Genomic DNA, 15,973 nt, shown 5'->3' with positions numbered 1-15,973 from the left:
TTTTTGCTCATCCTGAAATTTTAGAGAGCCTCTGGGGATCTAGTTACGCCATTCTCGGTCAGGCTCCTAGCAGCCTGTCGGACTTAAGCGTCCGTAGCGAGGATTGCAAGAAATTGAGGATAAAAATCTCTGTTTCTGAGGAGAATAGCGAGCTATTTGACGAAGAAACAGAGATTTTTAGACCAATTTATTGCAACCGCAGTAGGACAGTCTTAAGTCCGACAGGCTGCTAGCACCATCGCAGTGTCTTGAGAGCTGGGAAGATGGCAGACCATCCGCTGAGCAATACGTGAGGCCTTGCCCCTTCTGTCACTTTTCTTCATCAAGATAGGTTTACAGCCTGAAATCCTGATGCAAGTTTTTCCAATGCTCTGTTAACTTTTCTTTGTGTTTCACATGCATCGGAAGTTCTTTAATAGCGGAATGCCACAATGTTCGGGCCCTATACATTACATCTTCTAGATGAGGCCTTACTGCCCGCCATGGTATGCCCGATTTTTCTGACCACACCTTGAAGTTTGAGAATGATACAGCATACCAATCTTTTGTTTTTCCCAAATTCAAAGCAAAGTTTCGCTCCCCATCGATATACACATTTGTCGTTACTATGTCATAAGCAGGAGATAGCCGTGGTGTCACCTTGTCTTCGTATAAAAGACTCCAGTTTTTTAAATGCGCGTCACCATTTGCCAACAAAATATTCACTAACAGTCGTCTTGCGAACTGCTGTACATCTGTTAATGCATCACCAGAAAACTCGTACAAGACCCTGGCAATCTGTTCATAGTTTGCGGTGCGATATTTTTCATGGGGATACTTCACCAATACTTGTGCGAAGTCTTCCATATGAACTCGCCTGCTCTTTTTTCGATCAAAACGCTTTATCGCAAAAGCAAGGGATTCTTCAGGTAAATTGATTTGTGGCAGGTTATCCAACTGTCCCATATCAACCAGCTTGATTTCCGGTATATCAATACCCGCTATGGATGCCAGAGTCATCGCCGAATATTCATTAACAGGAACATCTCTATATTTTGTTGATGGCGTTTTTATAATCCAATCGCCTAAAACCCCGGATTTACAAAGGTTATAACGCCCATCCTTTTCTTCCATTGAAAACTTCATCTGGACGCCTGCCAGGGAAAATTTATTTTCTCGTTCTAATTTTTCGAACTTAACCACTTTCGCATTTCGATATTGACCTCTGGAAATAAGGGATACAACATCATCAGGTACGTGTTCTGGCTCTAATGGTGTGGCAATGATTGCTCCGGGCAAATCTTCCCCCAGATAAGAGAAGATTTGAAATTCATTATCAATATGCACCTTTAATCCCTGTGCAATGAGTTCTCGCAGCGATCCTTCTGGTAATAAATTTGATAGCGTTGGATGCAAGCGTTGATTTCGTGCCCAAGGCTCTGACATCAATTTATCAGAATGAGGAAATGCAGGATGGGTGATCAGGCTAAACGTTGACCGATGAATATTACTGCTAAATTCATCGGCAAAAAAAAGTACATTCCTACCACTCTGGTAGCCAGCCAAATAACCCACGCACTCTCCATGAAGTGTCAGCTTAATGACGTTAACATCGTTGCTCACGAATCATCTCCAAGCAAATCTTGCCACGGATCATCAAACAAGCTTTTCTTGTTCACTGAATTAGACTGATCTCTTTGGCCTGAGCCAACGCCTTCAGATCCTGCCTCCTGTTCTTCGTCAACACTTCTCTCTAAAACAGCCAGAACCGCGCCAAGCTTCTCTTTGGGTATAAGCACTACCTCACTATTCAGGCCCTTTGCGATCAATTGGAGCGTGTCTAGCCGTGGATTCCCTTTAGACTCCAGGCGCTGATATTGCTGGCGGGAAACACCAACACGCAGCATCATGTCGTTTTGTTTCAGACCTAAATCTAAGCGCCTTTTTTTAAGTTGTTGAAGCAGAGTATCCATATCATCTTGTCAATTTACCAGTTGCTTTGTTAGCTATAAAGAAACATATTAGTTTCATTTTTGAGAAAAGCAACTGATATATTGCTTTAAAGAAAAGGATCCTTAAAAAAGTCCAAGGGTTCAAATCCCCATGTGCCAAGAAAGATGTCGCGCTGTTGGTGCATATGACTCGTTCCCACGCTGGAGAGGCTGTTGCAAAACCCTGGTTCCCATGCTTTTAGGCCCTGTGGGTCCCCGCGTGGGAACGAGTTGTTGAGCTTTTGCGACACCCTCTGGAGCGTGGGAACGAGCCAATTTTCCAATCCTTTGAATCAGACCCAAAGCAGCCAGATTTGCAAGTTTTCAGTCAAATGCTATTTTTTCATGTCCAATCATGAATTAATTACCATTGAGGTCGCTTTATGAAGAATTACCTGTTTGTAATAATGCTTGGGTATACGAGTGTTTTCTCAAGCACTGCCCGCTCTAATGACGTCTGCGTCGTCCCTCGCAGCTATGATCAGAAACCCATGTTGTCAGGTTTATACGATGAGGAAAACTCCAATGATGACTACGTCGTCCCTCACAGCCACAATCGAGAACCCATGTTGTGGGGTTTATACGATGAGATAAGCTTGAGGAGGACCTTGCTGGCATTGCACGCAATGGGGCTTGTTGTTTATTGGGTGATTCCACGTGCATGTCTAGGCGCTGTTGGAGGATATTATTTTTTCTCTGGATCACCCCACATCAGGGCGTTGAAGGGTGCTGCAATTCTGGGAGGGCTGTCAGCATGTGCATTTTCAACTGCAGCTGGCGTTATGCTTTATAATTGCCGCATAGATAATGTAAAAGAGGGGTCGCACTGAAAGAAAAACAGATCACCCGTATATTTGTTAATCTCCCTGGCTTAAAGCGTCGATACTCTCTATTGTTCCTTGCACAATATATAACCTGCTGCATGACTCTCAAGGTAGCTTTCGTTTCTTTCTTCCCTTTTCACCAAAGATGCTAATTCCAATCAGAACCTTCTTAGCTTGGACGATGGTTCAATAATTTTTTCAATCACGCTCAAAGCAGCCCGGCTTGCAAGCTTTCAGTCAAATGCTATTCTCCGTGTTCAATCAGGAACTAATGGCCATTGAAATCATCTAATGAAAAACTTCCTGTTTGTCATAATGCTTGGATATGTGAGTGTTTTCTCAGGCGCTGTCTTCTCCAGTGGCGGCAGTGATCATGGCAATTACAATTATGGCTGCTGGGATGATGATGACAACTTTGATCCTGAATGCTACAGCAAAAAACCCATTTTGTGGGGTTTATACACACCGAAAAGCTTGGTGAATACTTTGGTGGCATTGTTCGGAACGGGAGTTGTTGTTTATACTGTGACTCCACACGCATTTATAGGCGCAGTTACAGGGTATTGTATTTACCATGGATCACCCCACATCAGGGCGTTGAGAGGTGCTTTAATCTATGGAGGCCTGGCAGCATGCGTATATTCACCTCGAGTAGGCATTATGCTTTATGACTGGAGCAGGGGTAATGTAGAAGGCGGATCTGACTAAACCAGTAATCTTCGTCAAAACAGTCCTTCACCGGCCAGTGGAAACTCCTGGCGTTTATAAACATAACCCTTTTCCATGAACAAACTTTAATCTACCGGACACGATCTGTTTATCCACAACCCTCTACACTTGAGCCATGACTAACTTCCTCCCTGATCGAGGTAAATCATGGAAAAATGGCTCAATCAATTAAAAAATAGCTTCAATCAAGTTAAGACTGCTTTTTTTGAGCAGCGTAATGGCGCTGCCATCAGCCCGTTTAAAGCAATTCTCGGCACCGTTATTCTCACGGGCCTGTTTGTACTGATGCTGCCGCTGATCATGCTGATCTTTATGGTTCAGATGGGGCTGATTCTGGTGGGCATGGTTGCTGTTCTTTTTATGGGGACCCGAAAACAGAGTGGACAATGGCCCAGAGAGGAAAAGCTGGTTAATCCCAAACCTGAGCCCGCAGAAACCGACAGGGAAGCGGAGATAGGAGGCTGATATTTTTGAGTTAGCTGTCCGGATAAGGTATTTTTCATCGACTTATCCACAGATCGGGTGATCCTTGTGTCTACTGCTATCCTCATTGTTTTTATTGCTGTCATCTTGTTCTGGGGCAAACGCCGCTTTGACCAGAAAAAACAACTGGCTCAGGAGGCCCTGGTTCAGGGTCAGGCTTTTCTGGAAAAAAACCAGAATGAAGAAGGCGTGATGACTACAGAGTCCGGATTGCAGTACAAGATTCTTGAGAAGGGTGAAGATTCCGATCACCCCACAGCCACCAGCAAAGTGAAAGTGCACTATCACGGTACGTTAATTAATGGTCAGGTGTTTGACAGTTCTGTAGACCGTGGACAGCCGATTTCTTTTGGACTGAATCAGGTGATTCCGGGCTGGACCGAAGGTCTGCAACGGATGTCGGTAGGCGACAAGTTCCGACTGTTTATTCCTGCCAATCTGGCATACGGCAGCGGGGGTGCCGTTAAAATCCCCGGCAACTCTGCGCTGATCTTTGATGTGGAGCTGCTGGGTATCGAATAAACCATTCATTCAATATAAGGGCAGAGGCCCTCTGCCCCATTAATCACTTATTCTTCAACAACCCCCTGCTTGCGCAGGTAATCGTCATAAGTTCCGTGGAAATCGACGATGCCATTTTCTGTGATTTCAATGATGCGGGTCGCCAGAGACGATACAAACTGACGATCATGACTGACAAAAATCAGTGTGCCCGGATAGTTTTCCAACGCCAGGTTCAGAGATTCAATGGATTCCATATCCATGTGGTTAGTCGGCTCATCCATCAGTAATACGTTCGGTTTTTGTTGAATCAGTTTGCCGAACAACATACGGCCCTGCTCACCACCGGAAATAACGCGGACTGACTTTTTGATGTCGCTCTGGGAGAACAGCATACGGCCCAGAACACCACGGATCACCTGCTCATCGTCGCCTTCGTTCATCCATTGACTCATCCAGTCGTACAGGTTCATATCCTTATCGAACTCGTCGCTGTGGTTCTGGGCGTAGTAACCGATATCAGCGTTTTCTGACCACTGGATAGTGCCTCCCTTCGGTGCCATCTTACCGGCCAGAGTATGCAGCAATGTGGACTTGCCAATACCGTTCTGACCAATGATGGCAATGCGCTCACCTACTTCAACCATCAGGTTAACGTCGTTGAACAGCATGTTGTCCTGGTAACCCTGGGACATTTTCTCCATCACCAGCGCATTGCGGAACAGTTTCTTTTCCTGTTCAAAACGGATAAACGGATTCTGTCGGCTGGAAGGTTTAACCTCTTCGAGCTTGATTTTGTCGATCAGCCTGGCCCTGGAGGTCGCCTGTTTGGCTTTGGAAGCATTGGCAGAAAAGCGACTGACAAAACTCTGGAGCTCGGCAATCTGGGCTTTCTTCTTGGCATTATCAGCCTGCATACGCTCACGAGCCTGGGTAGCCGCAATCATGTACTCGTCGTAATTACCCGGGAACATTCGCAGCTCACCGTAGTCCAGATCGGCCATGTGGGTGCAGACACTGTTCAGGAAGTGACGGTCGTGGGAAATAATGATCATGGTGCAGTCGCGCTGCTTGAGTACCCCTTCCAGCCAGCGGATCGCATTGATGTCCAGGTTGTTGGTGGGTTCGTCCAGCAGCATGATGTCCGGATCGGCAAACAATACCTGAGCCAACAGAACACGGAGCTTCCAGCCCGGGGCAACAGCACTCATTGGACCATAGTGTTGCTCCAGAGGAATATCCAGGCCCAGCAGCAGTTCACCGGCACGGGCTTCGGCGGAATAACCGTCCATTTCACCAAACAGAACTTCCAGATCTGCGACACGCATACCTTCTTCTTCTGTCATGTCAGCCTTGGCATAAATGCGGTCACGCTCTTCCTTGACCTTCCAGAGTTCGGCATGGCCCATGATCACGGTATCAATCACCGTGTTTTCTTCATAGGCAAACTGATCCTGGTTCAGCTTTGCAATACGCTCGTTGGGATCGTAGCTGACATTGCCGGCAGAGGGTTCCAGTTCGCCACTGATAATTTTCATCAAGGTGGACTTACCACAACCGTTAGCACCGATCAGACCGTAACGGTTGCCGTCGCCAAACTTGACGGAGATATCTTCAAAGAGGGGTTTGTCCCCGAATTGCATGGTCACATTAGACGTTATCAGCATAACCTAGCTCCCCCTTGGCGATCTGCCTGACCAGACAGCCTATACATCATTTAAAAGATAAACCGCCAATTATTACACAAATGTGCCTGTTTGGTTATCAGAGGTGCTCCATACTTCCCTGTTGATAGTGACAGTGTCCGTCAGCAAACGGCTATGGCCTCCCGGTTTGCCGCTGGCAATAGAAGAAGGATCTCACTATTATCAGCTAACTGCCCGAGCTCTGTGCGGACATACAGGCTTATCCAAAGGAATTAATTATTTATACTCTATGACCATCTTCGCATTTCTTTCAGGCATCCTGTTAACTTGGCTGGTAATGTCAGGACTTTTGTCCCAGCTGATCAGTCTGATCGTCAATATCTGGTGGCCCCCTTCTAATGGAGAGCGTGGCATGCTGGCTGATCAGTGGCTTTTGAACAGTGGTGTATCAACTTCCTCCGGCTGGAGGCTGATCGGTTATTGGCGCGAGACTTCCGATTATGGTCATGCCTGTTCCGAGCTGGCAGGTCTGCTTGCCGATAAAGCCTGCCTCTCCAATCAGGATAAGGTGCTGGATGTGGGTTTCTCCAGCAACGATCAGCTTTTGGTCTGGCTCGATTATTATCAGGTTGATTCACTCACTGCATTGGCAGAAACAGAGCAACTGCTGGCAGGCGCCCAGGACCAGTGTGATCACTATGACCAGCTAAAGCTGGTAAGAGGCCACGAGCTGGAGCTGGCGAAGCTGGAGGCTGATTCTTTTGACAAATTGCTGGCCCTTGATTGCGCTTACCAGTTTGATAACAAATCGCGTTTTTTCAACAACGCCAGAAAAGTCCTTAAGGATGGCGGCAGCCTTACCCTGACCGATATGATACTCAGCCGCCCTTTCAGGAATCCCATGGAACGAAGAATGGTAAACCTGCTGGCAAGACCCTGTGGTATTTCTGTGAAAGGCTTAATGGTTCGGCAAAAGTATGAATTCCATCTTAAAGAAGCGGGCTTTGAAAAAGTTGAGTGTCTGGACATCAGCCAGGATGTTCTTTCGGGCTTCTGCTTCTGGTTCTCGCAGCACTATCGTCAACTGTCGCCTGTTACCCGTCCAAAAGTCTGGATTCGTTTGCGGCTGCTGGTCTGGTTTATCCGCTGGATGCAACACCGGGGATTGCTGGAATACCACGTCATATCTGCACGATGATGACAGTTATGTTTCATTATCCACAAATATTGTGGATAACCTTGTGACTTCTTTCTGGATACATCTGGAAGCCTCATTAAACGGTTTTTTTTTGTCAATTGATCAAAAAATAACCAACTATTTATGTAGATACTTTAAGGCTGTCGTTTAGATTCAGTCGTCGGAACGCAAAGAGTGTGGATAACCCATGCATCCCGGAAGACTGACTGTAAAATGACTCAACTCAAAGCTGGAAGAAGGGTTGCAGAAGCCTGGGAACGAGACCATTGAATCGTAAAGGTGCATCAGTGGCAATCAGACAAATGCAGTCTTCGCCGGTGTCTGCCACCGGTTGATGTTGAACGTCCGGGTCCAGATCGGCTACATCTCCAGCGCAGAATCGACCCAGCTCATCCGAATAGGAACCTCTCAATACCATGGTAAGTTCTGAGCCGGTATGCCCGTGGGAAGGCATGCAGGTGCCAGGTGCGATCTTTAACAACCGCAGGTTGCTGCCACCAGACGCTGGCAGTAAGAATTGCTTCAGGCCCGGAGCCATGTACCGCCAATGCAGATCGTCCAGGTAATAGCCGAGCAAGGGTCTGAATGGAGCCGGTATATCGGCATCAACCGGAACATCCCGCTCCTCTCTGCTACTGACGGGAGCCTGCTCAATCTCATCAAGCAGGGCAAGAATGTCGTCTTTAGCATGGTCAGACATGGGTGCTGGTTCTAACTCTTCCAGTAAACTGATACCGACTTGTTCAGCTTCCTGAACCTGTTGTCTGCAATGACTGCAAACACTCAGATGAGCAGCAACCACAGTAGCAATGGCATCAGGCAGACTGCCCGCAGAGTAGCTCATCAGGGTGCTGAGGTCAGGATGATGTGTAGTCATTTTAACCCTCCCGCCTGACTACGAAGTTTGTTGAAAGCCAGTCTCAAGCCTGACTTGACACTGCCCAGAGGCATGTCCATGTCTTCAGAAATTTCCCGGTGGCTTTTTCCTTCGTAGTAGACCTTGTACACCAACTGAGCCTGTTGTTGAGGCAGGCTCTTGAGAGCGGACTTGATCTTTTCTGAATCAAGCTCCGCCATGGCTGGCTCAAAATGGCTTTCCGGATAATTATCTAACTGCGTCATCAAGTCCGCTTTTTCCTTTCTCAACCGATCAATCCAGAGGTTGCGTGCAATCCTGAAGATCCAGGTGGACGCCGTAGATTTCTCGGGGTCGTAGCTTTTGCAATGTCTCCAGACAGAGAGCATGGTTTCCTGAACCAGCTCCTCAGCCATTTCTCCGTGTGCGCCTTTAGTCATTAAGTGTCTTTTGAGTCTGGGTGCAAAAAAACTATACAGGAGCGCAAACGTTTGTTTGTCTCGGTAGCGGCCCAGATCAACCAGTGACTGCTTGAGCTTGTCTGGCATTTCAGAGTGACTGTTTTCTGAATCCATTGTGATTTTGTTCGTAGATGGACTTATCATCAGAATATCGTGTGTCCAGCTCATTTGTCTCTCTTTACGCAATGAAACGTCGTTTGGATCATCTGAATTCCGATTTTTTAGTCAGTGATCCAAATAAATTGTTATAGCGTAAAAATCTTGAAGATTATGTTTACAGGTCGCCCTATGACAGCTAAAGGACTCAGCATTGCTGTAATCGGATCAGGCATCAGTGGGCTTTCCAGCGCCTGGTTACTGTCCAAGCAACATCAAGTCACTCTATTTGAAAAAGATGATCGTTTTGGAGGTCACAGTAACACGGTGATGGTTCAGGATGATGATCAGTCTATACCCGTGGATACCGGTTTTATTGTCTTCAATGATAAAACTTACCCCAATCTAACGGCTCTTTTTGACCATTTGGATGTACCTGTCACCAATACGGATATGTCTTTTGCGGTATCCATGAATAAAGGACAGACTGAATATTCCGGAACAGACCTGAATGGACTGTTTGCCCAAAGATTGAATGCCGTTAAGCCCGGATTTCTGAAGATGCTGCTGGATATTTTCCGGTTCTATCGGTCCAGTGCAGAATTAATGAAACAGCTGGACCCATCAATCACGCTCCGGGAACTGCTCTCAGGTCGGGGCTACAGCCAACGTTTTATGGATGATCACTTGGTTCCGATGGGGGCGGCTATCTGGTCAACGCCATCCGATCGAATGCTGGATTATCCCGCCCTGGCTTTTATGCGTTTTTGCCAGAATCATGGCTTACTGCAGCTGACAAATCGTCCTCAGTGGCAAACTGTCAATGGCGGTAGCAAAGAGTATGTTCGCCGCATTCTGGACGACATGGACGGTCTGGCCATCAAAAACCGCTGTGTTCGAAAGGTCAAACGCCACGCTGACCGGGTTATCATTTCTGACTTGCAGGGCGATACTCATGAATTTGATCATGTTGTCATGGCCTGTCACGCAGATACTTCTCTGGCGATGTTGAGTGAACCCAGTGAGTTGGAACAATTACTCTTAGGATCGTTTAGTTTCCAGCGTAACCGGGCTATTTTGCACAGCGATGAACGACTGATGCCTACCCGAAAAAGAGCCTGGGCGAGCTGGAACTATTTTGGCACCCAGAGCAATGAGGGTCCTTCCGTCACATACTGGATGAATCGTCTTCAGCATATGGAAGGCCTACCTCTGTTTGTCACTCTCAATCCTTCCATAGAGCCTGAATCTATTCATGGTTGCTACCTCTACGACCACCCTGTGTTTGATCGAAATGCTCTGGAGGCACAGTCAAGATTATGGGAATTACAGGGCCGTAATCGTACATGGTTCTGTGGCGCCTGGTTTGGTTTCGGTTTTCACGAAGACGGCCTTCAATCCGGACTGGCCGTTGCGGAAGCACTGGGTGGAAAAAGAAGACCATGGTCTGTTGAAAACCAGAATGACAGGTTGATCTGGCCCGAACACGGTATCGGGAAAAGGCCGGTTACTCATTTCACAAGCAACATTAGCAACAACCTTACGGACAGCAGTGTCAGTAACGGGAGGCGGACATGAAGTCAGCGGTCTATTGGGGACAGTTAATGCATAACCGTATTCGGCCCCGGAAGCACCGTTTCAGTTACCGGGTGGCTTCCTGGCTTATCGATCTGGATGAGCTGAATCAGCTTGATGACGAGCTCAAGCTGTTTTCAGTGAGCCGATTCAATGTGCTCTCTTTTCATCCAAAAGACTTTGCTGACGGTTCCGGAAACTGTCTCAAAACCCAGGCAACCAAGCTTTTGTTGGCATATGACATCCCGGCGCCTGAGCAAATCTTTATGTTGTGTTACCCCAGGGTGCTTGGCTATATCTTTAATCCTCTGACGGTCTATTACTGTCTGGACTCAGAGGAGAAACTGTCTACCCTTATCTATGAAGTGTCCAACACCTTTGGTGAACGACACAGTTACGTTATTCCGATAGAAAACCGTGGGGGTAAAAAAACAACCTTTCACCAGTCCGTGAAGAAGCAACTTCACGTTTCACCCTTTTTTGAAACCGAATGTGAATACCGTTTCAAGGCCCGCCTGCCCGACCAGATTCTGAAACTGGGCATTCATCTGCATAATGCTGATGGTCGGCTGTTTGCAGCAGTTCTCAAAGGCGAGCGACAGGCGCTCAGTGATCTGAACATTCTCAGGCAGTTGTTTGTTTTGCCATTGCAGGCTTTCAAGGTGACTCTGGCCATTCATTGGGAAGCTCTGCGGCTTTTCATTAAAGGTATTCAGGTAGTTCGACATGTTCCAAAAGATCGCTTCTTCAGTTGGAGTCGCGGCATCACACACCGCTGGAATAGCACCCTGAAACGCACAGGAAAAACAACAACCATGAACGAACAAAAAAAGTACCAGAAACAGGGGGCGTAAATGTTGGACATCTCAGGAAAAACCCTGTCGCAGAATGGATTGCCTCCCGGGCAGAGTGCAGCCAGCCTGCGTAGTGAAAGCAGCGCCCAAAGCGAAGGAAATGCCCTTGGCGAAAGTGAATTGTTTCTCAATAAAACACCGTCCAAAGCCCTTAATTGGCTGGTTAAACGCCTGGAGAAGGCTTCGCTGAGTCGTATTGAGTTAGAGCAAAAAAACAGTTTGATAAAAGTAGGTTCGTCTTTACGGGACGTACCGATTGCCAGAGTCATGATTAATCGTCCTTTCAGCATGCTCCTGGCAGCTAACCGGGGGATCATCGGGCTGGCAGAATCCTACATGAAAGGCGACTGGGATACGCCAGACCTGCAGGCTTTGCTGGACTGGGGAATGTTTAATGAAAAGCAGATTGACAAGCAATTTTCCTCAAACTGGCTGTTTCGAAAACTGAATCGATTAAGTCATCTTTTAAACAACAATAGTCGTTCAGGGAGTCGTCGCAATATTGCCGCCCATTATGATCTGGGCAATGACTTCTACCGGTTGTGGCTGGATGACTCCATGACCTATTCCAGTGCCTTATTCAGCGACAACAATGAAACACTTGAACAGGCTCAAGCCAATAAATACAAATGGGTACTGAACTGGCTGGATGTGATGCCAGAACATTCCGTGCTCGAAATCGGTTGTGGCTGGGGAGGTTTTGCCCGCTCATTACAGCAGCAGGGAGGACAGAATTATTCCGGAGTGACGCTGTCCAGAGAGCAGTTACAGTTTGCCCGTGATTCGCTTCAGCAGGATGCCGGTTTTAACTTTCAGCTAAAGGATTACCGGGATATCCAGGGACAGTACGACCGCATTGTCTCCATAGAGATGTTAGAGGCCGTGGGAGAGAACCACTGGCCCATTTATTTCCGGAAAGTGTTTGATGCCCTCAAGCCTGACGGAGTGGCGGTGATTCAGGTGATTACCATTGATGAAGAGCGCTTCAGCGATTATCGGGCGGAAGCCGACTTTATTCAGCGTTATATCTTCCCGGGCGGCATGCTCCCGACAGACCAGGTGATCCACGACCAATGTCATCAGGCAGGCCTGAATATCGAGAACACTCATTCCTTTGGCCGTGATTACGCCAGAACACTGTCAATCTGGGCCCAATCATTCAGGCAACACTGGCCAGAGATTGTGACTCTGGGCTTTGACGAACATTTTAAACGTATGTGGTTGTTCTACCTGGCTTATTGTGAAGCCGGCTTTAAGCAGGACAGCATTGACGTGAGACTTTATCGAATCAGTAAGCCGGGTTTATGAAGCAGGCAGGGAGGTCTTAGTTATGCGGGAAGCAATACAGAAACGATACAGGCAGGACCAACCTGTTCTAACCATTGAACAATATTTCCAGGGCACCACCTATGCCTGGGGTGAGTTTGTTGATCGCTTCGGTAAAGTGCAGAACTACTTTGAAGTCATCATGAAAGGTCGAATAGAAGACAATATACTAATACTGAATGAGGACTTTATTTATGACGATGGCACTGCATCCAACCGGCTGTGGAAAATCAAAATACTGGATGACAGCCACTATGAAGGTCAGGCAGATGATTTGATCGGTCTGGCCACAGGCAGCAGTCAGGGCAACACCTTTAACTGGACCTATGAAATGAATTTACCCATCAAGGGAATCAACTGGCGGGTGAAATTTGATGACTGGCTGTTCCTGCAGGAAAATGGCCAGATTCTCAATATTGCTGATGTCAGCAAATGGGGGTTCAGGCTGGGCACCCTGACCTTCTATTTCAGTAAAGATGCTTCGCTGATCAGTGCATCATCGCTGGAAAAACTGCAGCTTTCGAACACAGAATCAGAGAAGGAAAAATGAAGAAACTCCCATCTCTGAAAAACAAGGTAATCTGGATTACCGGTGCCAGCCAGGGAATCGGTCGCCAGCTGGCTTTAATGATGGCCCGTCAAGGTGGCACGGTCATAGCTACGGCGCGAAGTTTCGGCAATCTGGACCGGCTACAGAACGAAGCGCTTGATCTGGAGGGAGTTATTATCCCTTTGCCTGCCGACGTGACCCGTCAGGATGAGGTGACGCGAGTAGCCGAGGAGATTATGAGCCGCTTTGGTCAGGTGGATATTGCCGTATTGAATGCAGGCACATTTATCAAAACAGCAGGCGTGGATTTCAGATCCACCCATATGCGTCAACACTTCGAATTGAATGTGATGGGCGTCTGTCATTGTCTGGATGCGTTAATCCCCATGATGGTGAACCAGCAGTCGGGAACCCTGGCGATTAATGCCTCGCTGGCCGGCTATCGTGGTTTACCTGCTGCTGCCGCTTATGGGGCCAGCAAGGCAGCTCTGATCAATATGGCTGAGTCCCTGTATACGGATATGAAACCGAAAGGTGTGGATATCAAACTGATCAATCCGGGATTTGTAAAAACCCCTCTGACGGATAAAAACACCTTTGAGATGCCCTTTCTGATGGATGCTGAGCCAGCAGCAGAAGCTATTCTGCGCGGTTTAAATGGCAAACATTTTGAAATTCGATTTCCGAAGGTGTTTGGCATGATGATGGGAATGCTCAGAATTTTGCCCTATAGAGCCTATTTTGGTGTGACCGGTCGGCTGAATCAATAATGGTCTCTTCAGGTTGTGCCAGAATGGACTCAACGGCACCCTGTTTCGGAGACTTGGTAGGCTGATCAACCAATAACAAATCTGGCTCCTTATGAAATTTGCCAAGTACCTGCTCATCCTGATCATTGCAATAGCTGCCATTGTCTGGTTTGGGGTAATGGACTCCATCACCCCATTGGTGAGAGAGGATATTACCCACCCCATATTTACCATTGGTGATGCCAGCTATCAGAGCGCCCTGTCGGAAGGCAAAAATATCATCAAGTTTGGGCCTATGTTCTGGGGGTTATATCCCGGTGGATTGGCGTTTAAAAGTGCCAGAGAAGCCACAGCTTTTATGCAAAATAACCAAAGTGAACTGGATAAATTTGCTTCCGGCTGGGCGGTTTACGAATTGACCGGGGATTTTGAAATGGATACTCATTCATCAGGCCAGCATCGCTATTTAAATCAATCGTTACTGGTCAGGCAGCGAGTGGGCCAACCTTAGCCAATAAAAAGCTCTAACATGTTCGGCTGGGCAAGGATTTAAGGCGTTTTTGCTAAAGCTCGTCTATTTCCCTCAAATACACCTCTGCCTGATGGGTAATAACTGCCCGTTCATCACCGGACTGTTTGTCCCAGTTCTTGTAAATCATGCCGATTCTGGGGTTCTTGCTCAGTTGCTCCCTGTGTTTGACCATAAAATGCCAGTAAAGACTGTTGAATGGGCAGGCTCGCTCACCGGTTTTTCGCTTTACGTCGTAGTGACAGCTTTTGCAGTAGTCACTCATCTTGTTGATGTAGTTACCACTTGCCGCATAGGGTTTTGAAGCTAACAAACCACCGTCTGCAAACTGGCTCATGCCACGGGTGTTTGGGAGTTCGACCCACTCAATAGCGTCCACATAAATGCCCAGGTACCACTCATCAACCTGACCGGGGTCGATTCCTGCCAACAAACAGAATGTGCCGGTAATCATCAGTCTCTGGATATGGTGGGCATAGGCATAATCCAGAGACTGACCAATGGCCTCCTGCAGACAGGTCATTCGGGTTTCGCCAGTCCAGAAAAAGTCTGGCAATGCACGCTGAGCCTTGAAGTAGTTGAGTGAGGAATACTCAGGCATGTTGACCCAGTAAATGCCCCGGACGTACTCCCGCCAGCCAAGAATCTGTCGGACAAATCCTTCTACCTGAGCAATGGAGATGGACTCAGGGTCTGCCCGCCAGGCTCTGACTGCGGCCTGAATGACCTGCATTGGGGTCAGCATTTTACTGTTCAGGGCAAAGGAAAGACGGGAGTGATAGAGGCTCCATTTTTTATCACTCTGGTGAGTCATAGCGTCCTGAAACTGCCCGAACTGCGGCAATCCGTGTTGACAGAAGTAGCGCAGTTGTTTGAGTGACTGCTGCCTCGTAATCGGCCAGATCAGCTCTGGAGTGGCTTTACCAAAATATTGAATAGGGTGTCTGTCCAGCCTTTCCAGAATGCCTGTCACCGGATTACTGAACACCAGTGGCTCCGGGATCTCTTCAAGATCACTGGCTTTGAAGTAGTTACGGTTCTCCTGGTCATAATTCCACTGTCTGCCCTCTGGCTGATCGCCGTCCATCAGAATGTCGAATCGCTTTCGCATCTTGCGATAAAAGTGCTCCATCCTTGTGGCTTTGCCCTGAGCGAAATAGCTCGAAAGCTCATCAAACGGCAGTAGAAAGTGTTCGCTATCGACTTCCTGGACAGGGACACCGATATTCATGTCCTGCAACTGCCTCAGAAGCCGGTATTCATCGGCTCTCTGGTATTGAAACCGCTTGATCCCGTGGGTTTTGACCAGTGCTTGCAGAAGGGATGGCAAATCCTCGTATTGAGCCGTCTCATCGAGGGTTAAATGCAAAACCTCATGGCCGGACTTTGCCAGTGCCGCAGCAAAGGCTTCCATCGCTGCAAAGAAGGCACAGATCTTTTGTACATGGTGCTTTACATAGGAGGCTTCCTGATAGAGCTCTGCTATCAGATAGAGGGTATCCGGCTCTTTGTTACTGAACCAGCTATGGCCAGCGTATAGCTGGTCTCCGAGGATGAGCCTCAGTGTTGAATAGGTTTTCATAGAACCTTCGCAAGTATCTGCCTACATCCTTACCTTTAATGCCT

17 protein-coding genes are annotated in these 15,973 nt (G+C 47.6%); 11 read left to right on the top strand and 6 right to left on the bottom strand.

Annotated elements, in window-relative coordinates; translation table 11 throughout:
* Positions 1-333: 333 nt before the first annotated feature.
* Complete coding sequence (locus tag ACOMG9_RS03025) at positions 334-1,602, bottom strand: type II toxin-antitoxin system HipA family toxin (protein ID WP_494529729.1); 1,269 nt, start codon at positions 1,600-1,602, stop codon at positions 334-336.
* Positions 1,599-1,952 carry a helix-turn-helix transcriptional regulator gene (locus ACOMG9_RS03020; protein WP_494529728.1) on the bottom strand — a complete coding sequence of 118 codons (354 nt, stop codon included), beginning with the start codon at positions 1,950-1,952 and terminating at the stop codon, positions 1,599-1,601. The genes ACOMG9_RS03025 and ACOMG9_RS03020 overlap by 4 nt, the downstream gene beginning before the upstream one ends.
* A 401-nt stretch (positions 1,953-2,353) precedes the next feature.
* Here ACOMG9_RS03020 and ACOMG9_RS03015 point away from each other — a divergent pair, with 401 nt between their 5' ends.
* The 4 genes from ACOMG9_RS03015 to bamJ all read left to right on the top strand — a co-directional run bounded on the left by ACOMG9_RS03015 (position 2,354) and on the right by bamJ (position 4,528).
* The gene (locus tag ACOMG9_RS03015) at positions 2,354-2,800 is read left to right on the top strand and encodes a hypothetical protein (protein WP_494529727.1); all 447 of its coding nucleotides are present in this window, start codon (positions 2,354-2,356) and stop codon (positions 2,798-2,800) included.
* A gap of 285 nt (positions 2,801-3,085) precedes the next feature.
* Positions 3,086-3,502 carry a hypothetical protein gene (locus ACOMG9_RS03010; protein ID WP_494529726.1) on the top strand — a complete coding sequence of 139 codons (417 nt, stop codon included), beginning with the start codon at positions 3,086-3,088 and terminating at the stop codon, positions 3,500-3,502.
* Positions 3,503-3,670: 168 nt separating this feature from the next.
* On the top strand, positions 3,671-3,988 hold the full coding sequence (locus ACOMG9_RS03005; protein WP_494529725.1) for a hypothetical protein: 318 nt from the start codon (positions 3,671-3,673) through the stop codon (positions 3,986-3,988).
* A gap of 66 nt (positions 3,989-4,054) precedes the next feature.
* Complete coding sequence (bamJ, locus tag ACOMG9_RS03000) at positions 4,055-4,528, top strand: BamJ family beta-barrel-assembly machinery protein (protein WP_494529724.1); 474 nt, start codon at positions 4,055-4,057, stop codon at positions 4,526-4,528.
* A gap of 47 nt (positions 4,529-4,575) precedes the next feature.
* On the opposite strand, the gene ACOMG9_RS02995 is transcribed toward bamJ, so the two are convergent.
* On the bottom strand, positions 4,576-6,174 hold the full coding sequence (locus ACOMG9_RS02995) for an ABC-F family ATPase (protein ID WP_448215705.1): 1,599 nt from the start codon (positions 6,172-6,174) through the stop codon (positions 4,576-4,578).
* A 328-nt stretch (positions 6,175-6,502) separates the two neighbouring features.
* Here ACOMG9_RS02995 and ACOMG9_RS02990 point away from each other — a divergent pair, with 328 nt between their 5' ends.
* Positions 6,503-7,351 carry a methyltransferase domain-containing protein gene (locus tag ACOMG9_RS02990; protein WP_422136873.1) on the top strand — a complete coding sequence of 283 codons (849 nt, stop codon included), beginning with the start codon at positions 6,503-6,505 and terminating at the stop codon, positions 7,349-7,351.
* Between the two features lie 223 nt (positions 7,352-7,574).
* Here ACOMG9_RS02990 and ACOMG9_RS02985 read toward each other — a convergent pair whose 3' ends face one another.
* Entirely contained in the window at positions 7,575-8,228 is a 654-nt protein-coding gene (locus ACOMG9_RS02985; protein WP_422136872.1) for a ChrR family anti-sigma-E factor, read from the bottom strand.
* Complete coding sequence (locus ACOMG9_RS02980) at positions 8,225-8,836, bottom strand: sigma-70 family RNA polymerase sigma factor (RefSeq protein WP_494529723.1); 612 nt, start codon at positions 8,834-8,836, stop codon at positions 8,225-8,227. Before ACOMG9_RS02980 ends, ACOMG9_RS02985 begins: the two co-directional genes overlap by 4 nt.
* Positions 8,837-8,956: 120 nt before the next feature.
* Between ACOMG9_RS02980 and ACOMG9_RS02975 the strand changes: the two genes are divergently transcribed.
* From ACOMG9_RS02975 to ACOMG9_RS02950, 6 genes are all read left to right on the top strand, one after another.
* Positions 8,957-10,342, top strand: coding sequence for an NAD(P)/FAD-dependent oxidoreductase (locus ACOMG9_RS02975; protein WP_448215702.1), 1,386 nt, complete (start codon positions 8,957-8,959; stop codon positions 10,340-10,342).
* Positions 10,339-11,193, top strand: coding sequence for a DUF1365 domain-containing protein (locus ACOMG9_RS02970; protein WP_448215701.1), 855 nt, complete (start codon positions 10,339-10,341; stop codon positions 11,191-11,193). The genes ACOMG9_RS02975 and ACOMG9_RS02970 overlap by 4 nt, the downstream gene beginning before the upstream one ends.
* Positions 11,194-12,501, top strand: coding sequence for a class I SAM-dependent methyltransferase (locus tag ACOMG9_RS02965; protein WP_448215700.1), 1,308 nt, complete (start codon positions 11,194-11,196; stop codon positions 12,499-12,501). It abuts the gene before it with no gap.
* 22 nt (positions 12,502-12,523) lie between these two features.
* A complete protein-coding gene (locus ACOMG9_RS02960) occupies positions 12,524-13,069 on the top strand; it encodes a DUF3833 family protein (RefSeq protein WP_448215699.1) in 546 nt (181 codons plus the stop codon).
* Entirely contained in the window at positions 13,066-13,839 is a 774-nt protein-coding gene (locus ACOMG9_RS02955; protein ID WP_448215698.1) for an SDR family NAD(P)-dependent oxidoreductase, read from the top strand. The genes ACOMG9_RS02960 and ACOMG9_RS02955 overlap by 4 nt, the downstream gene beginning before the upstream one ends.
* Positions 13,840-13,930: 91 nt before the next feature.
* On the top strand, positions 13,931-14,329 hold the full coding sequence (locus ACOMG9_RS02950; protein ID WP_448215697.1) for a hypothetical protein: 399 nt from the start codon (positions 13,931-13,933) through the stop codon (positions 14,327-14,329).
* 52 nt (positions 14,330-14,381) lie between these two features.
* Here ACOMG9_RS02950 and ACOMG9_RS02945 read toward each other — a convergent pair whose 3' ends face one another.
* On the bottom strand, positions 14,382-15,929 hold the full coding sequence (locus ACOMG9_RS02945) for a cryptochrome/photolyase family protein (protein ID WP_448215696.1): 1,548 nt from the start codon (positions 15,927-15,929) through the stop codon (positions 14,382-14,384).
* Between the last annotated feature and the right edge of the window lie 44 nt (positions 15,930-15,973).

The organism is Endozoicomonas sp. PH6C (assembly GCF_059322965.1).
Note: the sequence above shows the minus strand (reverse complement) of the source record. Positions and strands in the feature narration are given on the sequence as shown.

What these genes read in the sequence shown, in the direction of transcription:
- ACOMG9_RS03020 (WP_494529728.1), bottom strand. Translation starts at nt 1,952, where the DNA reads ATGGATACTCTGCTTCAACAACTTAAAAAAAGGCGCTTAGATTTAGGT.
- ACOMG9_RS03015 (WP_494529727.1), top strand. Translation starts at nt 2,354, where the DNA reads ATGAAGAATTACCTGTTTGTAATAATGCTTGGGTATACGAGTGTTTTC.
- ACOMG9_RS03010 (WP_494529726.1), top strand. Translation starts at nt 3,086, where the DNA reads ATGAAAAACTTCCTGTTTGTCATAATGCTTGGATATGTGAGTGTTTTC.
- ACOMG9_RS03005 (WP_494529725.1), top strand. Translation starts at nt 3,671, where the DNA reads ATGGAAAAATGGCTCAATCAATTAAAAAATAGCTTCAATCAAGTTAAG.
- ACOMG9_RS02995 (WP_448215705.1), bottom strand. Translation starts at nt 6,174, where the DNA reads ATGCTGATAACGTCTAATGTGACCATGCAATTCGGGGACAAACCCCTC.
- ACOMG9_RS02985 (WP_422136872.1), bottom strand. Translation starts at nt 8,228, where the DNA reads ATGACTACACATCATCCTGACCTCAGCACCCTGATGAGCTACTCTGCG.
- ACOMG9_RS02980 (WP_494529723.1), bottom strand. Translation starts at nt 8,836, where the DNA reads ATGAGCTGGACACACGATATTCTGATGATAAGTCCATCTACGAACAAA.
- ACOMG9_RS02975 (WP_448215702.1), top strand. Translation starts at nt 8,957, where the DNA reads ATGACAGCTAAAGGACTCAGCATTGCTGTAATCGGATCAGGCATCAGT.
- ACOMG9_RS02970 (WP_448215701.1), top strand. Translation starts at nt 10,339, where the DNA reads ATGAAGTCAGCGGTCTATTGGGGACAGTTAATGCATAACCGTATTCGG.
- ACOMG9_RS02965 (WP_448215700.1), top strand. Translation starts at nt 11,194, where the DNA reads ATGTTGGACATCTCAGGAAAAACCCTGTCGCAGAATGGATTGCCTCCC.
- ACOMG9_RS02960 (WP_448215699.1), top strand. Translation starts at nt 12,524, where the DNA reads ATGCGGGAAGCAATACAGAAACGATACAGGCAGGACCAACCTGTTCTA.
- ACOMG9_RS02955 (WP_448215698.1), top strand. Translation starts at nt 13,066, where the DNA reads ATGAAGAAACTCCCATCTCTGAAAAACAAGGTAATCTGGATTACCGGT.
- ACOMG9_RS02950 (WP_448215697.1), top strand. Translation starts at nt 13,931, where the DNA reads ATGAAATTTGCCAAGTACCTGCTCATCCTGATCATTGCAATAGCTGCC.
- ACOMG9_RS02945 (WP_448215696.1), bottom strand. Translation starts at nt 15,929, where the DNA reads ATGAAAACCTATTCAACACTGAGGCTCATCCTCGGAGACCAGCTATAC.